19 protein-coding genes and 1 pseudogene are annotated in these 15715 nt (G+C 53.7%); 8 read left to right on the top strand and 12 right to left on the bottom strand.

Going from position 1 to position 15715, the window contains the following annotated elements:
• Positions 1-100: 100 nt before the first annotated feature.
• Complete coding sequence (locus tag J3P91_RS06995) at positions 101-487, top strand: hypothetical protein (protein WP_434603096.1); 387 nt, start codon at positions 101-103, stop codon at positions 485-487.
• A 242-nt stretch (positions 488-729) separates the two neighbouring features.
• A complete protein-coding gene (locus J3P91_RS06990) occupies positions 730-1104 on the top strand; it encodes a hypothetical protein (RefSeq protein WP_434603095.1) in 375 nt (124 codons plus the stop codon).
• Between the two features lie 184 nt (positions 1105-1288).
• On the opposite strand, the gene J3P91_RS06985 is transcribed toward J3P91_RS06990, so the two are convergent.
• The 6 genes from J3P91_RS06985 to J3P91_RS06960 all read right to left on the bottom strand — a co-directional run bounded on the left by J3P91_RS06985 (position 1289) and on the right by J3P91_RS06960 (position 6320).
• Positions 1289-2764 carry a hypothetical protein gene (locus tag J3P91_RS06985; protein WP_434603094.1) on the bottom strand — a complete coding sequence of 492 codons (1476 nt, stop codon included), beginning with the start codon at positions 2762-2764 and terminating at the stop codon, positions 1289-1291.
• A gap of 226 nt (positions 2765-2990) precedes the next feature.
• Positions 2991-3437, bottom strand: coding sequence for a GNAT family N-acetyltransferase (locus J3P91_RS06980; RefSeq protein WP_434603093.1), 447 nt, complete (start codon positions 3435-3437; stop codon positions 2991-2993).
• Positions 3438-3559: 122 nt separating this feature from the next.
• Positions 3560-4030, bottom strand: a complete 471-nt coding sequence (locus tag J3P91_RS06975) for a hypothetical protein (protein ID WP_434603092.1) — start codon at positions 4028-4030, stop codon at positions 3560-3562.
• Between the two features lie 214 nt (positions 4031-4244).
• Positions 4245-4712, bottom strand: coding sequence for a hypothetical protein (locus tag J3P91_RS06970; protein ID WP_434603091.1), 468 nt, complete (start codon positions 4710-4712; stop codon positions 4245-4247).
• Between the two features lie 270 nt (positions 4713-4982).
• Positions 4983-5384 carry a GFA family protein gene (locus J3P91_RS06965; protein ID WP_434603090.1) on the bottom strand — a complete coding sequence of 134 codons (402 nt, stop codon included), beginning with the start codon at positions 5382-5384 and terminating at the stop codon, positions 4983-4985.
• A 135-nt stretch (positions 5385-5519) separates the two neighbouring features.
• Positions 5520-6320 carry a GNAT family N-acetyltransferase gene (locus J3P91_RS06960; protein ID WP_434603089.1) on the bottom strand — a complete coding sequence of 267 codons (801 nt, stop codon included), beginning with the start codon at positions 6318-6320 and terminating at the stop codon, positions 5520-5522.
• Positions 6321-6583: 263 nt separating this feature from the next.
• Between J3P91_RS06960 and J3P91_RS06955 the strand changes: the two genes are divergently transcribed.
• Together J3P91_RS06955 and J3P91_RS06950 are read left to right on the top strand one after the other, a co-directional pair.
• Positions 6584-6952, top strand: coding sequence for a hypothetical protein (locus tag J3P91_RS06955; RefSeq protein ID WP_434603088.1), 369 nt, complete (start codon positions 6584-6586; stop codon positions 6950-6952).
• A 199-nt stretch (positions 6953-7151) separates the two neighbouring features.
• On the top strand, positions 7152-8078 hold the full coding sequence (locus J3P91_RS06950) for a hypothetical protein (RefSeq protein ID WP_434603087.1): 927 nt from the start codon (positions 7152-7154) through the stop codon (positions 8076-8078).
• Between the two features lie 218 nt (positions 8079-8296).
• On the opposite strand, the gene J3P91_RS06945 is transcribed toward J3P91_RS06950, so the two are convergent.
• The 3 genes from J3P91_RS06945 to J3P91_RS06935 form a co-directional block, all read right to left on the bottom strand.
• On the bottom strand, positions 8297-8575 hold the full coding sequence (locus J3P91_RS06945) for a hypothetical protein (RefSeq protein ID WP_434603086.1): 279 nt from the start codon (positions 8573-8575) through the stop codon (positions 8297-8299).
• Positions 8576-8637: 62 nt separating this feature from the next.
• Positions 8638-9021, bottom strand: a complete 384-nt coding sequence (locus tag J3P91_RS06940) for a hypothetical protein (protein WP_434603085.1) — start codon at positions 9019-9021, stop codon at positions 8638-8640.
• Between the two features lie 580 nt (positions 9022-9601).
• Complete coding sequence (locus tag J3P91_RS06935; RefSeq protein ID WP_434603084.1) at positions 9602-9994, bottom strand: DUF6957 family protein; 393 nt, start codon at positions 9992-9994, stop codon at positions 9602-9604.
• Between the two features lie 127 nt (positions 9995-10121).
• Between J3P91_RS06935 and J3P91_RS06930 the strand changes: the two genes are divergently transcribed.
• Positions 10122-10583 carry a helix-turn-helix domain-containing protein gene (locus tag J3P91_RS06930; protein WP_122740274.1) on the top strand — a complete coding sequence of 154 codons (462 nt, stop codon included), beginning with the start codon at positions 10122-10124 and terminating at the stop codon, positions 10581-10583.
• 330 nt (positions 10584-10913) lie between these two features.
• Positions 10914-11513, top strand: a pseudogene (locus J3P91_RS06925) (mechanosensitive ion channel family protein); the annotation flags it as partial.
• 123 nt (positions 11514-11636) lie between these two features.
• Here J3P91_RS06925 and J3P91_RS06920 read toward each other — a convergent pair.
• The 3 genes from J3P91_RS06920 to J3P91_RS06910 all read right to left on the bottom strand — a co-directional run bounded on the left by J3P91_RS06920 (position 11637) and on the right by J3P91_RS06910 (position 13919).
• On the bottom strand, positions 11637-12503 hold the full coding sequence (locus tag J3P91_RS06920) for a carboxylate/amino acid/amine transporter (protein ID WP_434603083.1): 867 nt from the start codon (positions 12501-12503) through the stop codon (positions 11637-11639).
• A 351-nt stretch (positions 12504-12854) separates the two neighbouring features.
• Positions 12855-13454, bottom strand: a complete 600-nt coding sequence (locus tag J3P91_RS06915; protein WP_434603082.1) for an FMN-dependent NADH-azoreductase — start codon at positions 13452-13454, stop codon at positions 12855-12857.
• A gap of 150 nt (positions 13455-13604) precedes the next feature.
• A complete protein-coding gene (locus J3P91_RS06910; protein ID WP_305496159.1) occupies positions 13605-13919 on the bottom strand; it encodes a 3-phosphoglycerate kinase in 315 nt (104 codons plus the stop codon).
• A 50-nt stretch (positions 13920-13969) separates the two neighbouring features.
• On the opposite strand from J3P91_RS06910, the gene J3P91_RS06905 reads away from it, so the two are divergent.
• Positions 13970-14893, top strand: a complete 924-nt coding sequence (locus J3P91_RS06905) for a LysR family transcriptional regulator (protein ID WP_305496160.1) — start codon at positions 13970-13972, stop codon at positions 14891-14893.
• A gap of 14 nt (positions 14894-14907) precedes the next feature.
• A complete protein-coding gene (locus J3P91_RS06900; RefSeq protein WP_434603080.1) occupies positions 14908-15711 on the top strand; it encodes an alpha/beta fold hydrolase in 804 nt (267 codons plus the stop codon).
• Positions 15712-15715 lie beyond the last annotated feature (4 nt).

The raw sequence follows: 15715 nt of genomic DNA, 5'->3' as shown, positions 1-15715 counted from the left end.
CGACCGACCATGAATCCGTATTGCAGCATGGAACTGACGTGTGGCAGCGCTGTGCGGCCACTCTGTAAGCGCTATCTTCGCACCTAACCGGAAGAAGCTCATGATCATGGTGTTACCGAAGAACGAACTCAAGGAACTGTCGGTGAAAGCGGAAGCAGACGGTTTAACGCTGAGTGATCTTGTCCCCATTTGCGAAAGGTTCGCCGTTGCACCGCATGATGTGCTGAACGAGCTGTCCGTCGCGGTTGCGGAAGGCTATCTACAAGGATCTCTGCTCTATGATTTTTGCAACGGCGTTATGAACGGCATCATAAATGCTGTGGTTGAAGTAGGCATGACTAACGACATGCCTCAGCCCGCTTTCTCGCTTTACCAAGCATTCGATCAAGGTGAATGGTTCCGCAGTAACGACCCACCGGAAACTGACCCCAGTGAGAAATACACGAAGCCGGTGGTAGAGGAAATAATGCGTACCCTTAGAGACTAGCTTTCACTGATCGAGAGGTTTTCGCTCTTCGGCTGGAGGGTAGTGATCGAACGCCGCTTTTGGCCGAAAGCTGCCGATTACCGGTGGCAACAGGTCGGATTGGTGTAGTTCCCAAAGTAAATATCGGATCGCCTCGGAAGGGGAATATACAGAAAAATCCTCAAGGGACTGACACTCGGCGCCGATACCATCCTCATATTAATAACGCTCGATGGCCCAAGCCGTAAGCCCAAGGAAGCTCCATGCGCAAAACCCACCTCATTGCCGCTCTCATTTCCGTAATTCTTGCCGGATGTGCCTCAGCACCCTCTACGTCAACGGCCAAGATCGACTACAACCGCCAAAGCTACGATGGTACAAGATTCGAGAAACCGGGAGTGGATGTCTCCTCCCAGCAAGCCACCTTTAAAGCCGACATCGATAGCTGCGAAGCCGATGCCAGCCGAAACTATCAGGAGTCCATCGCTCGCAGTGCCCAACTGTCGCAACTGTACGGCCAAGCGCTGAGTCCTCAAGTATTTGCAAAAATGAAACGCCTTCAGGTAAGCGTGTGCATGGCGGGTGATAAAGCATCGTCGAGTAAGGGCAAGGGATGGACAGCTGTCCAGCCGGGTTAAAAGCGAGCACTGCCTCCGAGTCGGCATCATCGCGAGTGGTATTTAATTGTTGGCGCGAGTGGCAGCCATCGGCCAAAAGCTGTCGCTCCCCAGCACCTAAAATCGATGGTGCTGCAGCCACTGCCCCCCAGCACTTAAATGTAAGTTCGGAGGTTTACTGCTTGATCGACATTATGAATTAAACTTACTTTGCATTATGGAAAAGATTAATATAAATTGGATTTTTACTTCTACCGGAATCTGTCCAATCAACATTGAGCAGTGATAAAGCAATTTGCACCAGCACGAAGACAAATACCATTATCGAGTAGCGCCGCATCCAAATTAAACTTTTTACTTGCAGTTTTCCATTATTCAAGTCCCTACGCCTTTCTACGTCCTTTCGAAATGAAGAGACATGGGAGCGAATACCAGCTATTCGATTGCGCGTAAATTTTCGATATTTTTCTTCACACCAATGTAACCCCTCTTCAACAGCAGTCAATCTTTCCTCAATTACGTTCAGCTCTAGTCCTGCGTCCAGTAATTTTTTTAGATCGCGCTCTTCTTTTCTATTGCCACCTAGGAAAACAGGACTTACCTTGCTTGTGCACTTTTTGAATCGTGAATATATTTCTGTCAGGATTGCTATATAGCTATAATTGTCAGTCACTCCAATGAGCTTGAAATTATAACGATGGAAGCTTTCAGTTTCCAAGGTTACTTGGCTCTTCAAAAAAATTGCATCTAGTCCAAATTGACTCGGGACGTAGTTTTCTATGTACTCTTCTGATGATTCTTCACTCAGCGGACTTGTCAGAAACAGGCCTCTATCGCGTTCAATTACTACAATAGAGGTGCTGGCCTTCTCGTTTTCCAATGATGGAGAATCCTCAAAATAAGAACCTACATCTTCTCTGAAAAAATCGGCAACCTTCGAAAACTCATCAGCCTTTCTTTTTATGCCCCAAACTTCTAGCAGCGTTTGAATCGCTTGCTTAGCCTCAACTACTACTTCATTTGCCTTGCTATACAAAAAATCTTCAATTACAGATCGTCTGTCGTGATGCTCAGTTATTGCAAATTTTGGGGAGAACGGGTTGAAAGATTGAAATACTTCATATCGCTTAACATGGCGAACGTCAACATCAGAAACTAGCGAGTTAACAGACTCATCGAAGCTCACGTAAAGAGAAATATAGCAAGCCCCATTTCTTAACCTCAGAAGAGTTATATAACAGCTTTTAGGTAGTTGAGCCGCGATACTTACGCATCCAACCGAAAACATTGTTGCGCGATCAAAAGACACTAAACCTAGATTAATGTAACTGGCACCAATTAAATCTTTACTTTTTATCACCTTTTCGTGCATTGAACTGTAATTTCCTCCTGCGCGCGGCTGTCCACTCATCCACCTGTGAACTTTATCTAAATCCTCACGCCCAATTTCTGCAACAAAGCTTATACCTTTCCAAGAAACTTCACCTTCAAACATACTGGCAGTTAGAATGCGATTTTCTTTGCTATGAATCTCTCGCATTACCTCGCTGTCCTGCTCGCCATAATCCTTTCCAATAAACCGCAAAAGGCTAGGCGCGAGCCACGGGAACCTCAAAGAAAATATCAAAATCCAGCGCGTCAGCTTTATTTTCATCGCAAGCACGACCAGTTTGTCCTTCAATACAGTTCTCCTTAATTATCACACGCATCATTCTCTCCTTCCGGCCGACCGAATCCCCGCAGTCAGAACAATCTGTTTACTAATCGATTACTTTCACGTGTAGATAGTAGACAATTCAGCTTGGATGGTGAGCACTTTACGAAGACATGAGCAGCAGGTCTACTGTTTGCTTTTTGGCCGTTAGCTGTCGCTTGGGAACGCCCGCTATTGGCCGAAAGCTCCCGGGTCAGGGGTTGACCAGCTCCATGATGTGGGTGGCATGGGCGTCTTCTGTTCGCATGAAGCCGCAGCGCAGGTAAAACGCATCGCCTGCAGAAGTATCGGTAGAAAGACGCACCTTCTGAAAGCGAAGAGCGGCGTGTGCAACCAACGCCTTTACCAGCGCGTGACCGACATGTTGATTTCTTGCCGCAGGCGCCACGTACACTCGCCGTAGCCTTGCGGTATTGGTCTGATTAAAGGGATCAACTGATAGCCCTCCGATTCCTATCAATTGCTGGTTCGAATACGCTGCCATGAGACATTCACCGGGCGCGTTGAAGCGATTCTTTCCTGAATGCCATTCCGAAATCAGGCGCGTCAGAAATCTGAACCCTTCTGCAATTGCCTCTTTCTCCAAAGTAATAACTTCCGCCGGCAGGTGAGTGATGTGTTGAATTTCTATTGGTTTCATTCATCGTCCCTGATTAGGTGTGAATCCTTTTTGGCTGATCGAGGGCGCGTTGGGCGCGTACTGTGAGCGATGCGAGTGGCAGATACAGACCCAAGGCGGGCATCCACTCGTGACTATTGGGATCATGCGCCCACGTCATTTATCAGTTTGCGCCAGGCATCGCTTGCCTTCTGCTCCGAGGTAAAGACTTGTACTTTTGGATGCCAGAACTGCCCCTCAATTATGATGCATTCTAGGGTAGAGTCCTGAAACGTGAAGACATAATGGATGGCATCTTTTAGAAACCGCTGTCTATCGTGTAGCGGATGAATGGCGTTTCTCTGCTCAAGCTCTGCTAGCCAAGGCGAATTATCTATTCGATGAATTTGGTAATGCTCGAGGCCAAGTCCAATAAGCGGATGACCGCCCAAAGCTTCGTCGTTTGGTGAGCCGAACTGAATTTTTTTAACTAGGGGAAAATGGATTACAGCTATTTCTTCCCCAGCGGTGCAATACCGTAAACATAGCTGCGTGTCCGTGGCAAACACGATGGGTTCGGGCGACGTACTTGGCTGTGGCCAGGAGTCAAGCAGCACTACGGTTGCGAATGACATAGGGAAGCCTAGTGAAGAATAGGGGGCAAAACAGAGTGCGAGAGCGACGCGTTGTCGTCAAACGTTTCTGATCGCGATGGGCTACTTCTGGCCGAAAGCTGCCTTTTCTCAAGGGCAGTTTTCGACCCATTGCGGTCACTCGATCTGAGGCGATGAGCTGATGGCTTATACCAGTGAACTCTGAAGGCGACTGGATTGGACGAGATGATTTCTATCATTTAGTGGGGGGTGTTTCTGGAGCGGGCATGTCGAGTATTGATCGAATAAATGTGTCATCAGACCCGCCTTGAAGGGCATATATGTACCAACTGCCTAAAACTTTTCTATAGCCAACATGCAGGCCTATGACTTCGCCATCATCTCGTTCAACTAGATAGTTTCTATTCTCGAATACTCCGGCTCGTTTAACACTTGGGATGATGTGAACTTTGTACACGGAGTGCCCATCCAGCCAAGCCAGGTAGGCCTCTTGGCTTTTGGTTATTATTGTGGTTTCGTTTTTTTGCCACTTGTCGAAGTGACCGATAAACGCCTTGTCCCAGCAGTTGTTCTCAAAACGTGTCTCTATGCATTTTACATAGCTACTTTCCAAGGAATCTATGTTTGCTATCCGTGAGTTGGCGTAGGCCGTGGAGGTGGTTCCCAGCGCCATCGCAATGACCAAAATAAGGTTTTGCTTCATGTGTTGTTGCTCCTTACCCCAAAGCTCAATTTGAAACCATAATCCAATGATAACCCCGCTCCGAGTCAAAGATATCTGGGCCATCCGGCTCAGGCACCAGTTCGCAGAGCAATGAGAAGTCTGCCAGGGTGGAGGTCATGAGCCTGCCTTTGAGAGAAATTGGATGGCTAGTAATTTCGCACGCTCGGGAGATAGATGAATAGCGAGATTGAAGGGCCGCTTTTGGCCGTTTTCTGCCTATCGTGACCAGCTGAGATTGACTCAAAGCAGTCAGCCGACCTGGAAGCATAATTGGGATGGCGTGTACCAGTGGACTGCGGAGTCGACATGAACGTGTTTTTGCTTTTCAGGCATGAAGGGCGTGTCGAGCGTGCCCAGTGCTATCGAAATCCAGTCGGCAAACTCGCCTTGAGATCGTGACCAGAACAATGTCGAGCCACAGTGCGTGCAGAATTCGCGCAACACTGTCTCTGAGGATGTATAGATTTTGATGCTGGTGGCGCCGAAAAGTATCCGTAGTGCGTTACGGGGAACGCTGCCGTACGAAGCGAATGCTGCCCCGTGACCTTTGCGGCATTGGCGACAGTGACAATGGCTCACTGCTTTCGGTGTGGCGGATAGCTCGTAGCTGACGGCTGCGCATAAGCAGCGTCCTTGGTACACCTCTGTCATACGCTTTTCCAGTCATGCGAAAAACGTCAGCGTAACCGTCCCACTCTAACCAGTCGACCGACAGTTTCTGGCCGACTCCCGCCCATCGTGACGGCAGAGGTCGGCCAATAGCAGATGCTCCTTCATCGGCATACATCAACTATCTGCTAAGCGATATAGCGCTTGAAAGTGAGATGTCGCAAGCCCCGTGCGCTGCAAGTTACGGCGACTTTGCGAACTGGGAAGCGCAGTTGCGGCGATCACCAAACTGCCGTAATTCTTTGCTTGCTCTATGCGATGAGATATCAGGGCTCCATGATAGCCTAAGCCTCGTGCATCTTTTCGGGTGGCAGCCGTCCCGAGGTATGCAACTCCATTACAGGCGAGGTACATCAACGCTCCTGCAACTACATGTCCATCAGCTTTAAGGACGTAAATTTTCAGACGATCATTAGACAGTAGCCCTGCAAAACAGGCCTGGCGCAACTGACGATGCTCTGGCTTGGTATGAAATCCACCCGCATGAACAGCTGCGAACGCAGGAAGAGTGTGTGAGGTGGCTTCTTCGATCTCAAACGAGTGGTGGCTCAAGACTACGTCCTTGATGGCGCACGCGAGCTGCAGGTGCGTCCAACCTCTCAAGCGTTCTAGTCGCCTCCCGTCCACAGAAGCGAACTGCTCCAAGGACGAAGGCTTTCCAATGAGAGGCGTCACGGTTGAATATTCTGCTGAGCTCTTGAGCAAGCTCAAAAGTGGCTGGGGGCTACCGGTGATGTCGCCGTAGATGCGATTGAACATCGGGCTAGGCGACGCATTCACTTGAAAGCATGGAAAAGCTTCGTTGAAAAACACGCGAGCACCGAAAGGGTTTCCACTCACCCGCGACAAGCTCTCAACGCGGGAGCACAAATACTCGGCTTCTGCAGCCTCGATTGCGTGGGCCATTCCAACATCCATCTGCGTAATCCCTATCGAGTGGTTCCAAGGAAGGTAGCGATAAATCAGACAATACGCACCTGCAAAGCACCTGCGCGTAGCAGTACGTTTGCTTGCTCGCTTTAGATCTCAATGATCGGAGCTTCTCCGGTCATCTGGGACACGAGCATTATCTCTAAGCGTAGGTGCCCTGCCGGCGAGTACGAGCGCGGAAGATCAAGATGGCGATGGCTTTTAGCCTTGATGCCAGCTAGATTTGGAGCTTTCTAGAATCAAGGAAGGATATGAAAAAGCTCATCGCAGTTATGGGGATGTGTGTCGCACTCGGCGGCTGTGCTACGTCGCACTACACAGCGGGCCGAGACTTTCCATCGGCCAGCGTAGCGAGTATCACCAAGGGCAAAACCACAACCGCTGAGTTGAAGTCACTGTTCGGTGAGCCCTACGCCAAGAGCCCCGTCAGCGAGACTGACGAGAAGTGGATCTACACCTACACCAATGGCTCAGCCCATGCCCAAAGCTACGTGGTCACCATGAAGGTGACGACTACTGGCACTCAGAAAACGCTCGACGTCTTGATCCGTAATGACGTGGTCATCAACTACACGTTCAGCGAAGGCCCCGCTCCAGGCACTACCACTGCGACGAACTAAGTTCGCCACCTTGCCATTGGGCGACCCACCGGGCTCAGTACGTTGTTGATGGAGCAAGCTCATGGACAGAACATAATGCTTTCGTGGATGAGTCCGGAAACTCATGCTGCCGGGGAATCAGCGCCATGTGCTCAATTAATGGTGTTCGCAGCTCTGCAAACCTTGCACCTGCTCAAGCCGTCTGGACAAGGAGGAATAAATGGGAAGCAAAATCCCAGAGGCCAGGAATGCTTCTGGAGCAAAAATCAGTGCACTGCAGTATGAAAGCAGCCCCGTAGGACTGCTATCTTGCCCCTCCAATGGCTGCGCTGCGCGCCTTTCCTTCGTCAAGCGACACGACAGACGATATGCTACCAAAACGATTGAGGTGGCTCCCTGCTTCAGGCTGAAGAAGCAGTCCAGCCACGATCCGAACTGTAAATATAATCTTAGAGGCCAGCTTAGCGTCATCGCTAAAGAGTCATCTTCAGACCTATTTTCGGCTATCTCAGCATCGAAATTTGAATTTCGCCTTCACATACTGATCAAAGCACTGTGGGAGCTTGATGATACCGAAGTAGAGGCTAGGGCGCGCGGCTGGGGATCGCCGGAAGCGAAAAACAAAGCGTATGGAAATAAGGGCCGTCTTACCAACTATCTTAAAACGCTCGGTCAGATACTCGAACTGCGGGCATTATGTGAAGACAATGACGAGCTAAAAAATCTCGTCACGCTGAAATCCAAAGAAATTACCATCCCATGGAACAAGTTCTATTTCGATCACAGCAACCTCGGCGATTTCATTCGATGGTACGGTACAGATACCCTGACAATCCCGTTGGCTATCGCCGGGTATGTCCAAGACATCCGCCTTCCTAGCGATCGTTTCCCGTATCACGTAGCGGAGCTCACATCTCCCTTTGTTGAGTCAGACAAGGACGGTGTTGTCCGCAAACCGGTGCCTCAAGTCATTTTAAAGCAGTCCGCACTCGCCTCCCTGCTCAAGCGCCATCACGAATACATTTTTTTTGGGCAGTGGAAAGCGCGAGTTCGACAAACGAGGGGCCGTGAAGATGCCACTCAGACTTGGCTTTTTGAAAATATAGAAATGTACATCGATCAAGCGGATCATTTCATCGAGTGCTGACCAGGGCGTTACCCTGCCCAACGCATAAAACAATGCAAGCGGAGCGCGCATGCCACCGGCCGTAGGCGTGAGGATGGAAGCACGCGAGGGCCAAGACACGCAGTGGCTTGGTACACGACAGAGTCCCCGGAGAGGCACGCAATGAACTGTCAATGCCCGACTTAATCTCCAAAGCCGCACTCACTGGTAGTCCTCGACGGCTAATCAGAAACGCGAAATCACAAATCCTTCTTCTCTTCCGTCAGCTCAACGTCACCCAGTGACCCCAAGTGAATTCGTCGACAAGGTAGCTCTAGAAGGAGACCATGCTCAACAAGCATTCGAGGAACCTCCCAAAGCCCCCAGGTGACTTCCCAAGGTTCCGTGACATCAGACACGGCCTTGGCAACGAATGCGCCAAGGTCGAAATCTTGGGTCGCTACAAACGGCCCTTCCCGGCTGTACGACTCAAAGATACCGGACGCCACTGTGACGACCTCGCCTTTCTTCAGGAGCATGAAGCCACCTTGATCCCAAACTCACAACAGTAGGCCGAGACTCCCCCCTCCCGGGTGAAATATCACTGCAAGATCCGAGGGGTCGGATGGTATTGCCCTTTAGTAGCACGCAAAAAATCACGCAAGCTGGCGCGGCCATTTTGGCGCTGAAAAGTCGCCAAGACATAACGGCTATTTTCCGTTGTCATCACCCAAAACCTGCCTTCACGCTCGACTTTGATCACATCAGAAGTCCGAATCAGATGGCCGTCACCAAACCGCCCATATTGATCTTTACGCTTGTGGCCAAAAACAACACCGATTCCTGCGCGAGACCTGATGGAAACACCGCAGAGATAGGCGGTCACTGGCACATCAAAACCTTGTTCCTGGGCTTTGATTATTCGTTTGAGATCAAAATCTGTGTGGCGCTTTCCGTGGAAATTCACATCTATAGTGTCGAGCATCACTGCGCTCCGGTGCTATTCCGCAAGGCGTTATCAGGAATTCCGCACGGAACCAGACGCGTTGGTATCGTGCAAGATTGTTGGTAATTTTCAGACTGATCGAATCATGCTCGAGAGAAAGATCGGGCGAAGGTCTGTTAGCAAATCGATTTGAAAGTCTGGTCGGTGAGAGCTGTGGTAGAAAGCTCCTCCCTCAACCTCTATTAAGCAGACCTCAAAATCACCGTCGTAGCCGAGGGATACTTTAGTTACGCGCTCCATGTCCCACCCGGCACCTTTATTCATCCATGCGGGGGTCATGACCTGAACATCTGTTATCTCTCGTTCAGCGCTCTGAGTGACGAGCATGCTTTGCAACCTGTGCTCCCCCTCAATCATGTCAACGAATTCAGTGCTGCGACCTTGGTCAGTCAAGCGAACAGTAAGGTGATACCAGTGAGTTCTGAGAATCCGTGACACGCTATGCCAATGCGCAAGGCCTTCACCAAAGATCCCCGGGACGCCGATAAGATCTGAGTCTTGTGTTCTGAACATCAGGTGCCTCAATTTTCTGCGGACGCAAAGCAGCCCGGTCGGTAATTCAAAATAGAGAGAAAATCTCTTTGATGGTTGCTGACTTGCGATGTCCCGGCCCGAGAAGGACGTAGACGGAATTCCGAGTTTCGAACAGAAAGCCGTCGTTGAACGCAGTACCCATACTCGAGCGCACCCAATGGCCTGGCTCAAAACGCCTCTGTTCATCGTCGACAACTTTGTGGGCAAACATAAACATTGGCTGGCAGCCTGCGGCGGTTATCTTCGCTCGCTCTTCGTCGGTGACGATGGCGTCTAGGATGATCCACTCCTCGACGACGCAAAGGGGGAGATACTTGTAGTGTTTCCTGGCTGCGAGGATCACACGCTCAAGGTCTAACTCGGAGCCGGCCAGATCAACCCCCTCCCCCAGCAGTCCTTCGGATAGTGGGCTTCCCATCTCACAACCTCGCATTTAATTTCACATAAATTGCAGGCACAAAGACCTTGCCGCCACATTGAGGAATATATTCGTTTGTTTGGCGATAGGCAAACGCGGCATACATCTTTGTTTTTGGGGACTTGTCATGTCGCTCCGCCAATCCTTTGCGGAAGTGCTCCAAACGCTGCGCCAAAGCAAAGGGAATACGCAGCGCTCCATGGCTTCCAGCCTGGATCAAACAACCATCAGCAAAGTGGAGAGCGGTAAGCACTCGGTGACCTTGGATATGAGCCAAAAATTGGCTTCGGCGCTTGATCTTGAGCTGACTGCGCTGATTGCTTTGACAGTTTCTCGCGACAGCAATCGCACACCTCGAGAACTCCTTCTCGCTGCTCTAGCCGAGATCGAAGCCCTCGGCTTGGCTGATATCAATCATCCCTCTGTACCTGAAAACAAGGTTCCGCCCAACGTCGCCTCGGCGCGGAGGAAATGGCAGGCAGTACAGGAACTGAAGGGAAAAGGGCTTACGCAAGGTGAGGCTGCTAAACAACTAAAAATGCCTGAATCTACATTGCGTCGTTTCTGGCATCAGGTATCGAAAGACTGATCATCAGCGCCGCATCGGACGACTCATTATCTCTGGTATCTATGACGACATTCAGGTGTGCAGATGCAATTTTTCGCCGATTTGCCACGAGATATGAAGGCCAAGGCTAGAGCCACGTAGGCCTGTCTTGCCTTAGTGATTTGCTGAATTTCTGGGAATTCCAATGGCGGCCATTGCTGAGAGGATGAGACGCGCCGGACATGCTACGCTTCGCGAGCATCGGTGGTTGTCCGTTTCTGCCTACAAAAATCCAGACAGCTTCATTTTCGCCCTAAGCCCGGTTTTACTGGGCTGTATGCTGTCCATATTCTAAGAAGCTCACTATTAGAAGGGTTCGACAAGACCATCGTCTCGATCCCCACCTGGCGCCTGATGTCCGAATCGTTCAAGAACTGGCGCGGCATGCAGCAATCCGGCGGACGGCGGATCAAGCGCAGCCTGTTCATCGATGCCAGCGGCGCGCGCTTCCTGCACGACGAGGAAGAACAGCGCTTGACGCAGGTGCGCCTGCTGACCGATTACATCGGCCGCAAGCAGGCCGAGCTCAAGGCCTGGAACGAAGCCCAGGGCAACGTCGCGGCGATGGCGGCCAACCGCAGGCGGATGACCAACCTGGGCACTTTCCGCGCCTATGCCCTGGCCTATCTGAAAAGCCACCCGGAGATCCAGCCGAACATGACCTGCATGGTCCGCCAGCTGCAGACCACTGCCCAGGGTATCCCGCTGGAAATCTACTGCTTCACCGGCACCACCGTGTGGGCCGACTACGAGCGCATCCAGGGGGATATCTTCGATTACCTGCTGGCGGTGATGCCAGAGTTCGGGCTGGGCTTGTACCAACAGCCGAGCGGTACGGATCTGCGGGCGGGTTTGCTGCCCGCGGTATTAGGGGCAAGCCATATTCCGCAACCGGAAAAGCAGGTGGTCTGAAGCCAACCCGATTCCCCTGTGGGAGCGAGCTTGCTCGCGATAGCGGTGCATCAGAAACATAGATGTTGACTGATAGTGCGCCATCGCGAGCAAGCTCGCTCCCACAGGGTTCAGGGTGAAGGGTCAATGTGAAGGCTGGGGCTGGCGTATCCCCAACCGACTGATCCACACCGCCGCGAGTATCACCGACCCACCCAGCAGCAACCGACCCAACGCCTCATGCTGGTTCCAGATCAGCAGGTTCACCAGCAACCCCACCGGCACGTGCAGGTTGTTCATTACCGCCAATGTCCCGCCGTTCACCAGGCACGCGCCCTTGTTCCACCAATACAGCCCCAGCGCGGTGGAGACCAGGCCGAGGAAGACCAGTACGCCCCATTGCAACGGCGCTTCAGGCCAGAAATCGGCCTTGCCGAACAGCAGGAAGGCCGGCAGCGCGACCATCAGCGCGCCGAGGTAGAAATAGCCGAAACGCCGATAGTGCGGCAGGTCGCTCGGGTGCCGCGCCACCAGGTGCTTGTACAACACTTGCCCGGCCGCGTAGGTGAAGTTGGCCAGTTGCAGCAGCAAAAAGCCCATGAAGAAATCCGGGTTGATCCGGTCATAACGAATCACCGCCGCGCCGGCCACCGCCACCAACGCCGCAATCAAGGCCCAGGGGTTGAAGCGTCGATTGAGTGCATCTTCGATCAAGGTCACGTGCAGCGGCGTGAGGATGGTAAACAGCAGCACTTCCGGCACCGTCAGTACGCGGAAACTCAGGTAGAGGCAGACGTAGGTCACGCCGAACTGCAGGGCGCCGATCAACAGCATGCCGCGCATGAACGACGGCTCAACCTGGCGCCAGCGGGTCAGTGGAATGAACACGAGCCCCGCCAACACTACGCGCACCAGCACCGCGAAATAACTGTCGACATGCCCGGCCAGGTATTCGCCGATCAGGCTGAAGGAAAACGCCTGGATCAAGGTCACAAAAAGTAGATAGCCCATACCGCCCCTCGTTTCGAATGGCGGCGAAGATAGCGGTTTTTCAGGATCGCCGCTAACCGCAATAACCAGCCCAGACACTAAACCCTGTGGGAGCGAGCTTGCTCGCGATGGCTGCCTGACAGTCGAGAGAGATGTCGGCTTACATTCCGCTATCGCGAGCAAGCTCGCTCCCACAGGGGAAATTCAGTGAATGGGAGGTCGCAGACAAAAAAAAGCCCGATCTCGCTTCAGCGTTCAATCGGGCGGCTGCACTCAGGAGCAATAAGTGCCAAGGGAGGTTCAATGCGCAAAACGGTTTGAAGGGAAGCGCCAAGTCACTAGAACACCTGGCGATTACCCGAGGATTAACGCTCAGGCCACTTGGGATAGCTTGGCGTTGGCCTGGTTCAGGCCCTTCTCCTGGAAGTCGCCGCCCAGGTTCGTGCCTTCGGCATGGATGAAGGTCACGTCGTGGATACCGATGAAGCCCATGACCTGGCGCAGGTACGGTTCCTGGTGATCGGTGCTGCCACCGGCATGAATGCCGCCGCGGGCGGTGAGCACGAAAGCGCGCTTGCCGGTCAATAGCCCCTGGGGACCGGTGGGGGTGTACTTGAAGGTCACGCCGGCGCGCAGCACGTGGTCGAGCCAGGCTTTCAAGGTGCTCGGGATGGCGAAGTTGTACATGGGCGCGGCCATCACCAGTACATCGGCGGCGAGCAGCTCATCGGTCAACTGGTTGGAGCGCTCCAGCGAAGCGTTCTCGATGTCGTTGCGCTGCTCGGCCGGTTTCATCCAGCCCCCCAGCAGATGGGCGTCCAGGTGCGGAACCGGGTTGACTGCCAGGTCGCGAACGCTGATCTCATCGGCCGGATGCGCGGCTTTCCACTGGCTGATAAAGGTCTGGGTCAGTTGACGGGAAACCGAGTCTTGCTGGCGGGCACTGCTTTCGATGATCAGAACGCGGGACATGGCTTGTAGGCTCCATCTGAGAATGTTGTAAGTCGATGGAGTGAAGGTTAAGCGCGATCATATCGATGAAAAAGCGCAAATAATTGCTGCAAAACATCGATTATTTCGTTTATAAGCGGAGCACGCCTTGTGACGCTGCCCCGCCGCTGGTTATTTCGGCTTGCAGGTCAGCTCGATGCGCAGCTTGATGATGTTGCGGTTGAACTTGGCGGTAGCGTTCTTGAACTTGCCGGCGGCGACTTCGATCTTGCGGGTTCGCGGCGCTTCGGGGCCGTTGCGAAACACCACGCTGCACGCCGCGTCGGTGCTGCCGTAGTTGTTGACCTGGATCGAGCCGATGTCGGCATCGGTGTCGTAGGCGGTGTAGTCGATGCTCAAGCCGTTGAGGTGTTTTTCCACGTCGATCGGGTAGGCAAAGGCACTCAGCGGCAGCAGGGCCAGCAGCGCACAACAGATTTTTTTCATTCGGCAGTCTCCACGAGGGGACCGCCAGCTTAGGACAAGAGGAGCTCAATATGAAAGCGCCCCGCGTGACCCTTGATCAATGGCGAACGTTGCAGGCGGTGGTGGACCATGGTGGTTTCGCCCAGGCCGCCGAAGTACTGCACCGCTCTCAATCATCGGTGAGCTACACCGTGGCCCGCATGCAGGATCAGCTCGGCGTGCCGTTGCTGCGTATCGACGGGCGCAAGGCCGTGCTGACCGAAGCCGGCGGCGTGCTGTTGCGCCGCTCCCGGCAACTGGTGAAACAGGCCAGCCAGCTGGAAGACCTGGCCCACCACATGGAGCAGGGTTGGGAAGCTGAAGTGCGCCTGGTGGTCGACGCGGCCTACCCCACTGCCCGCCTCGTCCGCGCGCTGACCGCGTTCATGCCGCAGAGTCGGGGCTGCAGGGTAAGGCTGCGCGAAGAAGTGTTGTCCGGCGTCGAAGAGGTGCTGCTCGAAGGCGTCGCCGACCTTGCCATCAGCGGCTTCAGCATTCCCGGTTACCTGGGCGCGGAACTGAGCGATGTCGAATTCGTCGCGGTGGCCCATCCCGAGCACGCCCTGCACCGACTCAACCGCGAGCTGACGTTCCAGGACCTGGAAAGCCAGCTGCAAGTGGTGATCCGCGATTCCGGCCGCCAGCAGCCCCGCGATGTCGGCTGGCTCGGCGCCGAACAGCGCTGGACCGTCGGAAGCCTGGCCACCGCCGCGACATTCGTTGGCAGCGGCCTGGGCTTTGCCTGGCTGCCCCGGCACATGATCGAGCGAGAACTCAGGGAGGGCACGCTCAAACGTCTACCCTTGGATCAGGGCGCCAGCCGCAACCCGAGCTTCTACCTGTATTCGAACAAGGAAAAGCCCCTGGGACCGGCCACGCAGATTCTCATCGAGCTGCTGCGCACCTTCGATACCGCGCCGCTGGATGCGCCGTTCGCTGCCCCTGAACAAGCCTGACAAGGATCTCGCCGATGGCCTTTTTCGAACATGAAGGTTGCAACCTGCACTATGAGGAATATGGCCACGGCACACCGTTGGTGCTGGTCCACGGGTTGGGCTCCAGCACTCGCGACTGGGAAAAGCAGATTCCCGTGTTGTCGCGCCACTACCGCCTGATCGTGATGGATGTGCGCGGCCACGGCCGCTCCGACAAGCCGCGCGAGCACTACAGCATCGCGGGCTTCAGCGCCGACCTGGGCGCCCTGATCGAGCACCTCGATCTCGGCCCGGTGCACCTGGTGGGCTGGTCCATGGGCGGCATGATCTGTTTCCAGCTGGCCGTGGACGAACCCGCACGGGTCAGGAGCCTGTGCATCGTCAACAGTGCCCCTGAAGTCAAAGTCCGTACGCCCGACGATTGCTGGCAATGGTTCAAGCGCTGGAGCCTGATGCGCCTGCTGAGCCTGGAAACCATCGGCAAGGCCCTCGGCGAGAAGTTGTTTCCCAAGCCCGAACAAACCGAACTGCGCCTGGAAATGGCCCGGCGTTGGGCAGAGAACGACAAACGTGCCTATCTCGCCAGTTTCGACGCCATTGTCGGCTGGGGCGTGCAGGAACACCTGGCGCAAATTGCCTGTCCAACCCTCATTATCTGCGCCGACCACGACTACACCCCGGTGGCGCTGAAAGAGGCCTATGTAAAACTGCTGCCTGACGCACGACTGGCAGTCATCGTCGATTCACGGCACGCTACGCCCCTGGATCAACCCGAACGCTTCAACCAGACCCTGCTCGAATTCTTGACCGCAACCGACTTCACTACCCAGGATCACTGAACCC

It is taken from the genome of Pseudomonas sp. Z4-7 (assembly GCF_051131965.1).
In the GTDB taxonomy this organism is placed as follows: Bacteria; Pseudomonadota; Gammaproteobacteria; order Pseudomonadales; family Pseudomonadaceae; genus Aquipseudomonas.
The sequence above is the reverse complement of the archived record's forward strand: the minus strand, read 5'-3'. Positions and strand labels throughout refer to the sequence as shown.

Coding starts and splice junctions, on each gene's coding strand:
- J3P91_RS06950 (WP_434603087.1), top strand. CDS start 7,152: ATGGGAAGCAAAATCCCAGAGGCCAGGAATGCTTCTGGAGCAAAAATC.
- J3P91_RS06955 (WP_434603088.1), top strand. CDS start 6,584: ATGAAAAAGCTCATCGCAGTTATGGGGATGTGTGTCGCACTCGGCGGC.
- J3P91_RS06940 (WP_434603085.1), bottom strand. CDS start 9,021: ATGCTCGACACTATAGATGTGAATTTCCACGGAAAGCGCCACACAGAT.
- J3P91_RS06995 (WP_434603096.1), top strand. CDS start 101: ATGATCATGGTGTTACCGAAGAACGAACTCAAGGAACTGTCGGTGAAA.
- J3P91_RS06905 (WP_305496160.1), top strand. CDS start 13,970: ATGAAAGCGCCCCGCGTGACCCTTGATCAATGGCGAACGTTGCAGGCG.
- J3P91_RS06915 (WP_434603082.1), bottom strand. CDS start 13,454: ATGTCCCGCGTTCTGATCATCGAAAGCAGTGCCCGCCAGCAAGACTCG.
- J3P91_RS06965 (WP_434603090.1), bottom strand. CDS start 5,384: ATGACAGAGGTGTACCAAGGACGCTGCTTATGCGCAGCCGTCAGCTAC.
- J3P91_RS06990 (WP_434603095.1), top strand. CDS start 730: ATGCGCAAAACCCACCTCATTGCCGCTCTCATTTCCGTAATTCTTGCC.
- J3P91_RS06975 (WP_434603092.1), bottom strand. CDS start 4,030: ATGTCATTCGCAACCGTAGTGCTGCTTGACTCCTGGCCACAGCCAAGT.
- J3P91_RS06930 (WP_122740274.1), top strand. CDS start 10,122: ATGTCGCTCCGCCAATCCTTTGCGGAAGTGCTCCAAACGCTGCGCCAA.
- J3P91_RS06970 (WP_434603091.1), bottom strand. CDS start 4,712: ATGAAGCAAAACCTTATTTTGGTCATTGCGATGGCGCTGGGAACCACC.
- J3P91_RS06935 (WP_434603084.1), bottom strand. CDS start 9,994: ATGGGAAGCCCACTATCCGAAGGACTGCTGGGGGAGGGGGTTGATCTG.
- J3P91_RS06945 (WP_434603086.1), bottom strand. CDS start 8,575: ATGCTCCTGAAGAAAGGCGAGGTCGTCACAGTGGCGTCCGGTATCTTT.
- J3P91_RS06980 (WP_434603093.1), bottom strand. CDS start 3,437: ATGAAACCAATAGAAATTCAACACATCACTCACCTGCCGGCGGAAGTT.
- J3P91_RS06900 (WP_434603080.1), top strand. CDS start 14,908: ATGGCCTTTTTCGAACATGAAGGTTGCAACCTGCACTATGAGGAATAT.
- J3P91_RS06960 (WP_434603089.1), bottom strand. CDS start 6,320: ATGGATGTTGGAATGGCCCACGCAATCGAGGCTGCAGAAGCCGAGTAT.
- J3P91_RS06920 (WP_434603083.1), bottom strand. CDS start 12,503: ATGGGCTATCTACTTTTTGTGACCTTGATCCAGGCGTTTTCCTTCAGC.
- J3P91_RS06910 (WP_305496159.1), bottom strand. CDS start 13,919: ATGAAAAAAATCTGTTGTGCGCTGCTGGCCCTGCTGCCGCTGAGTGCC.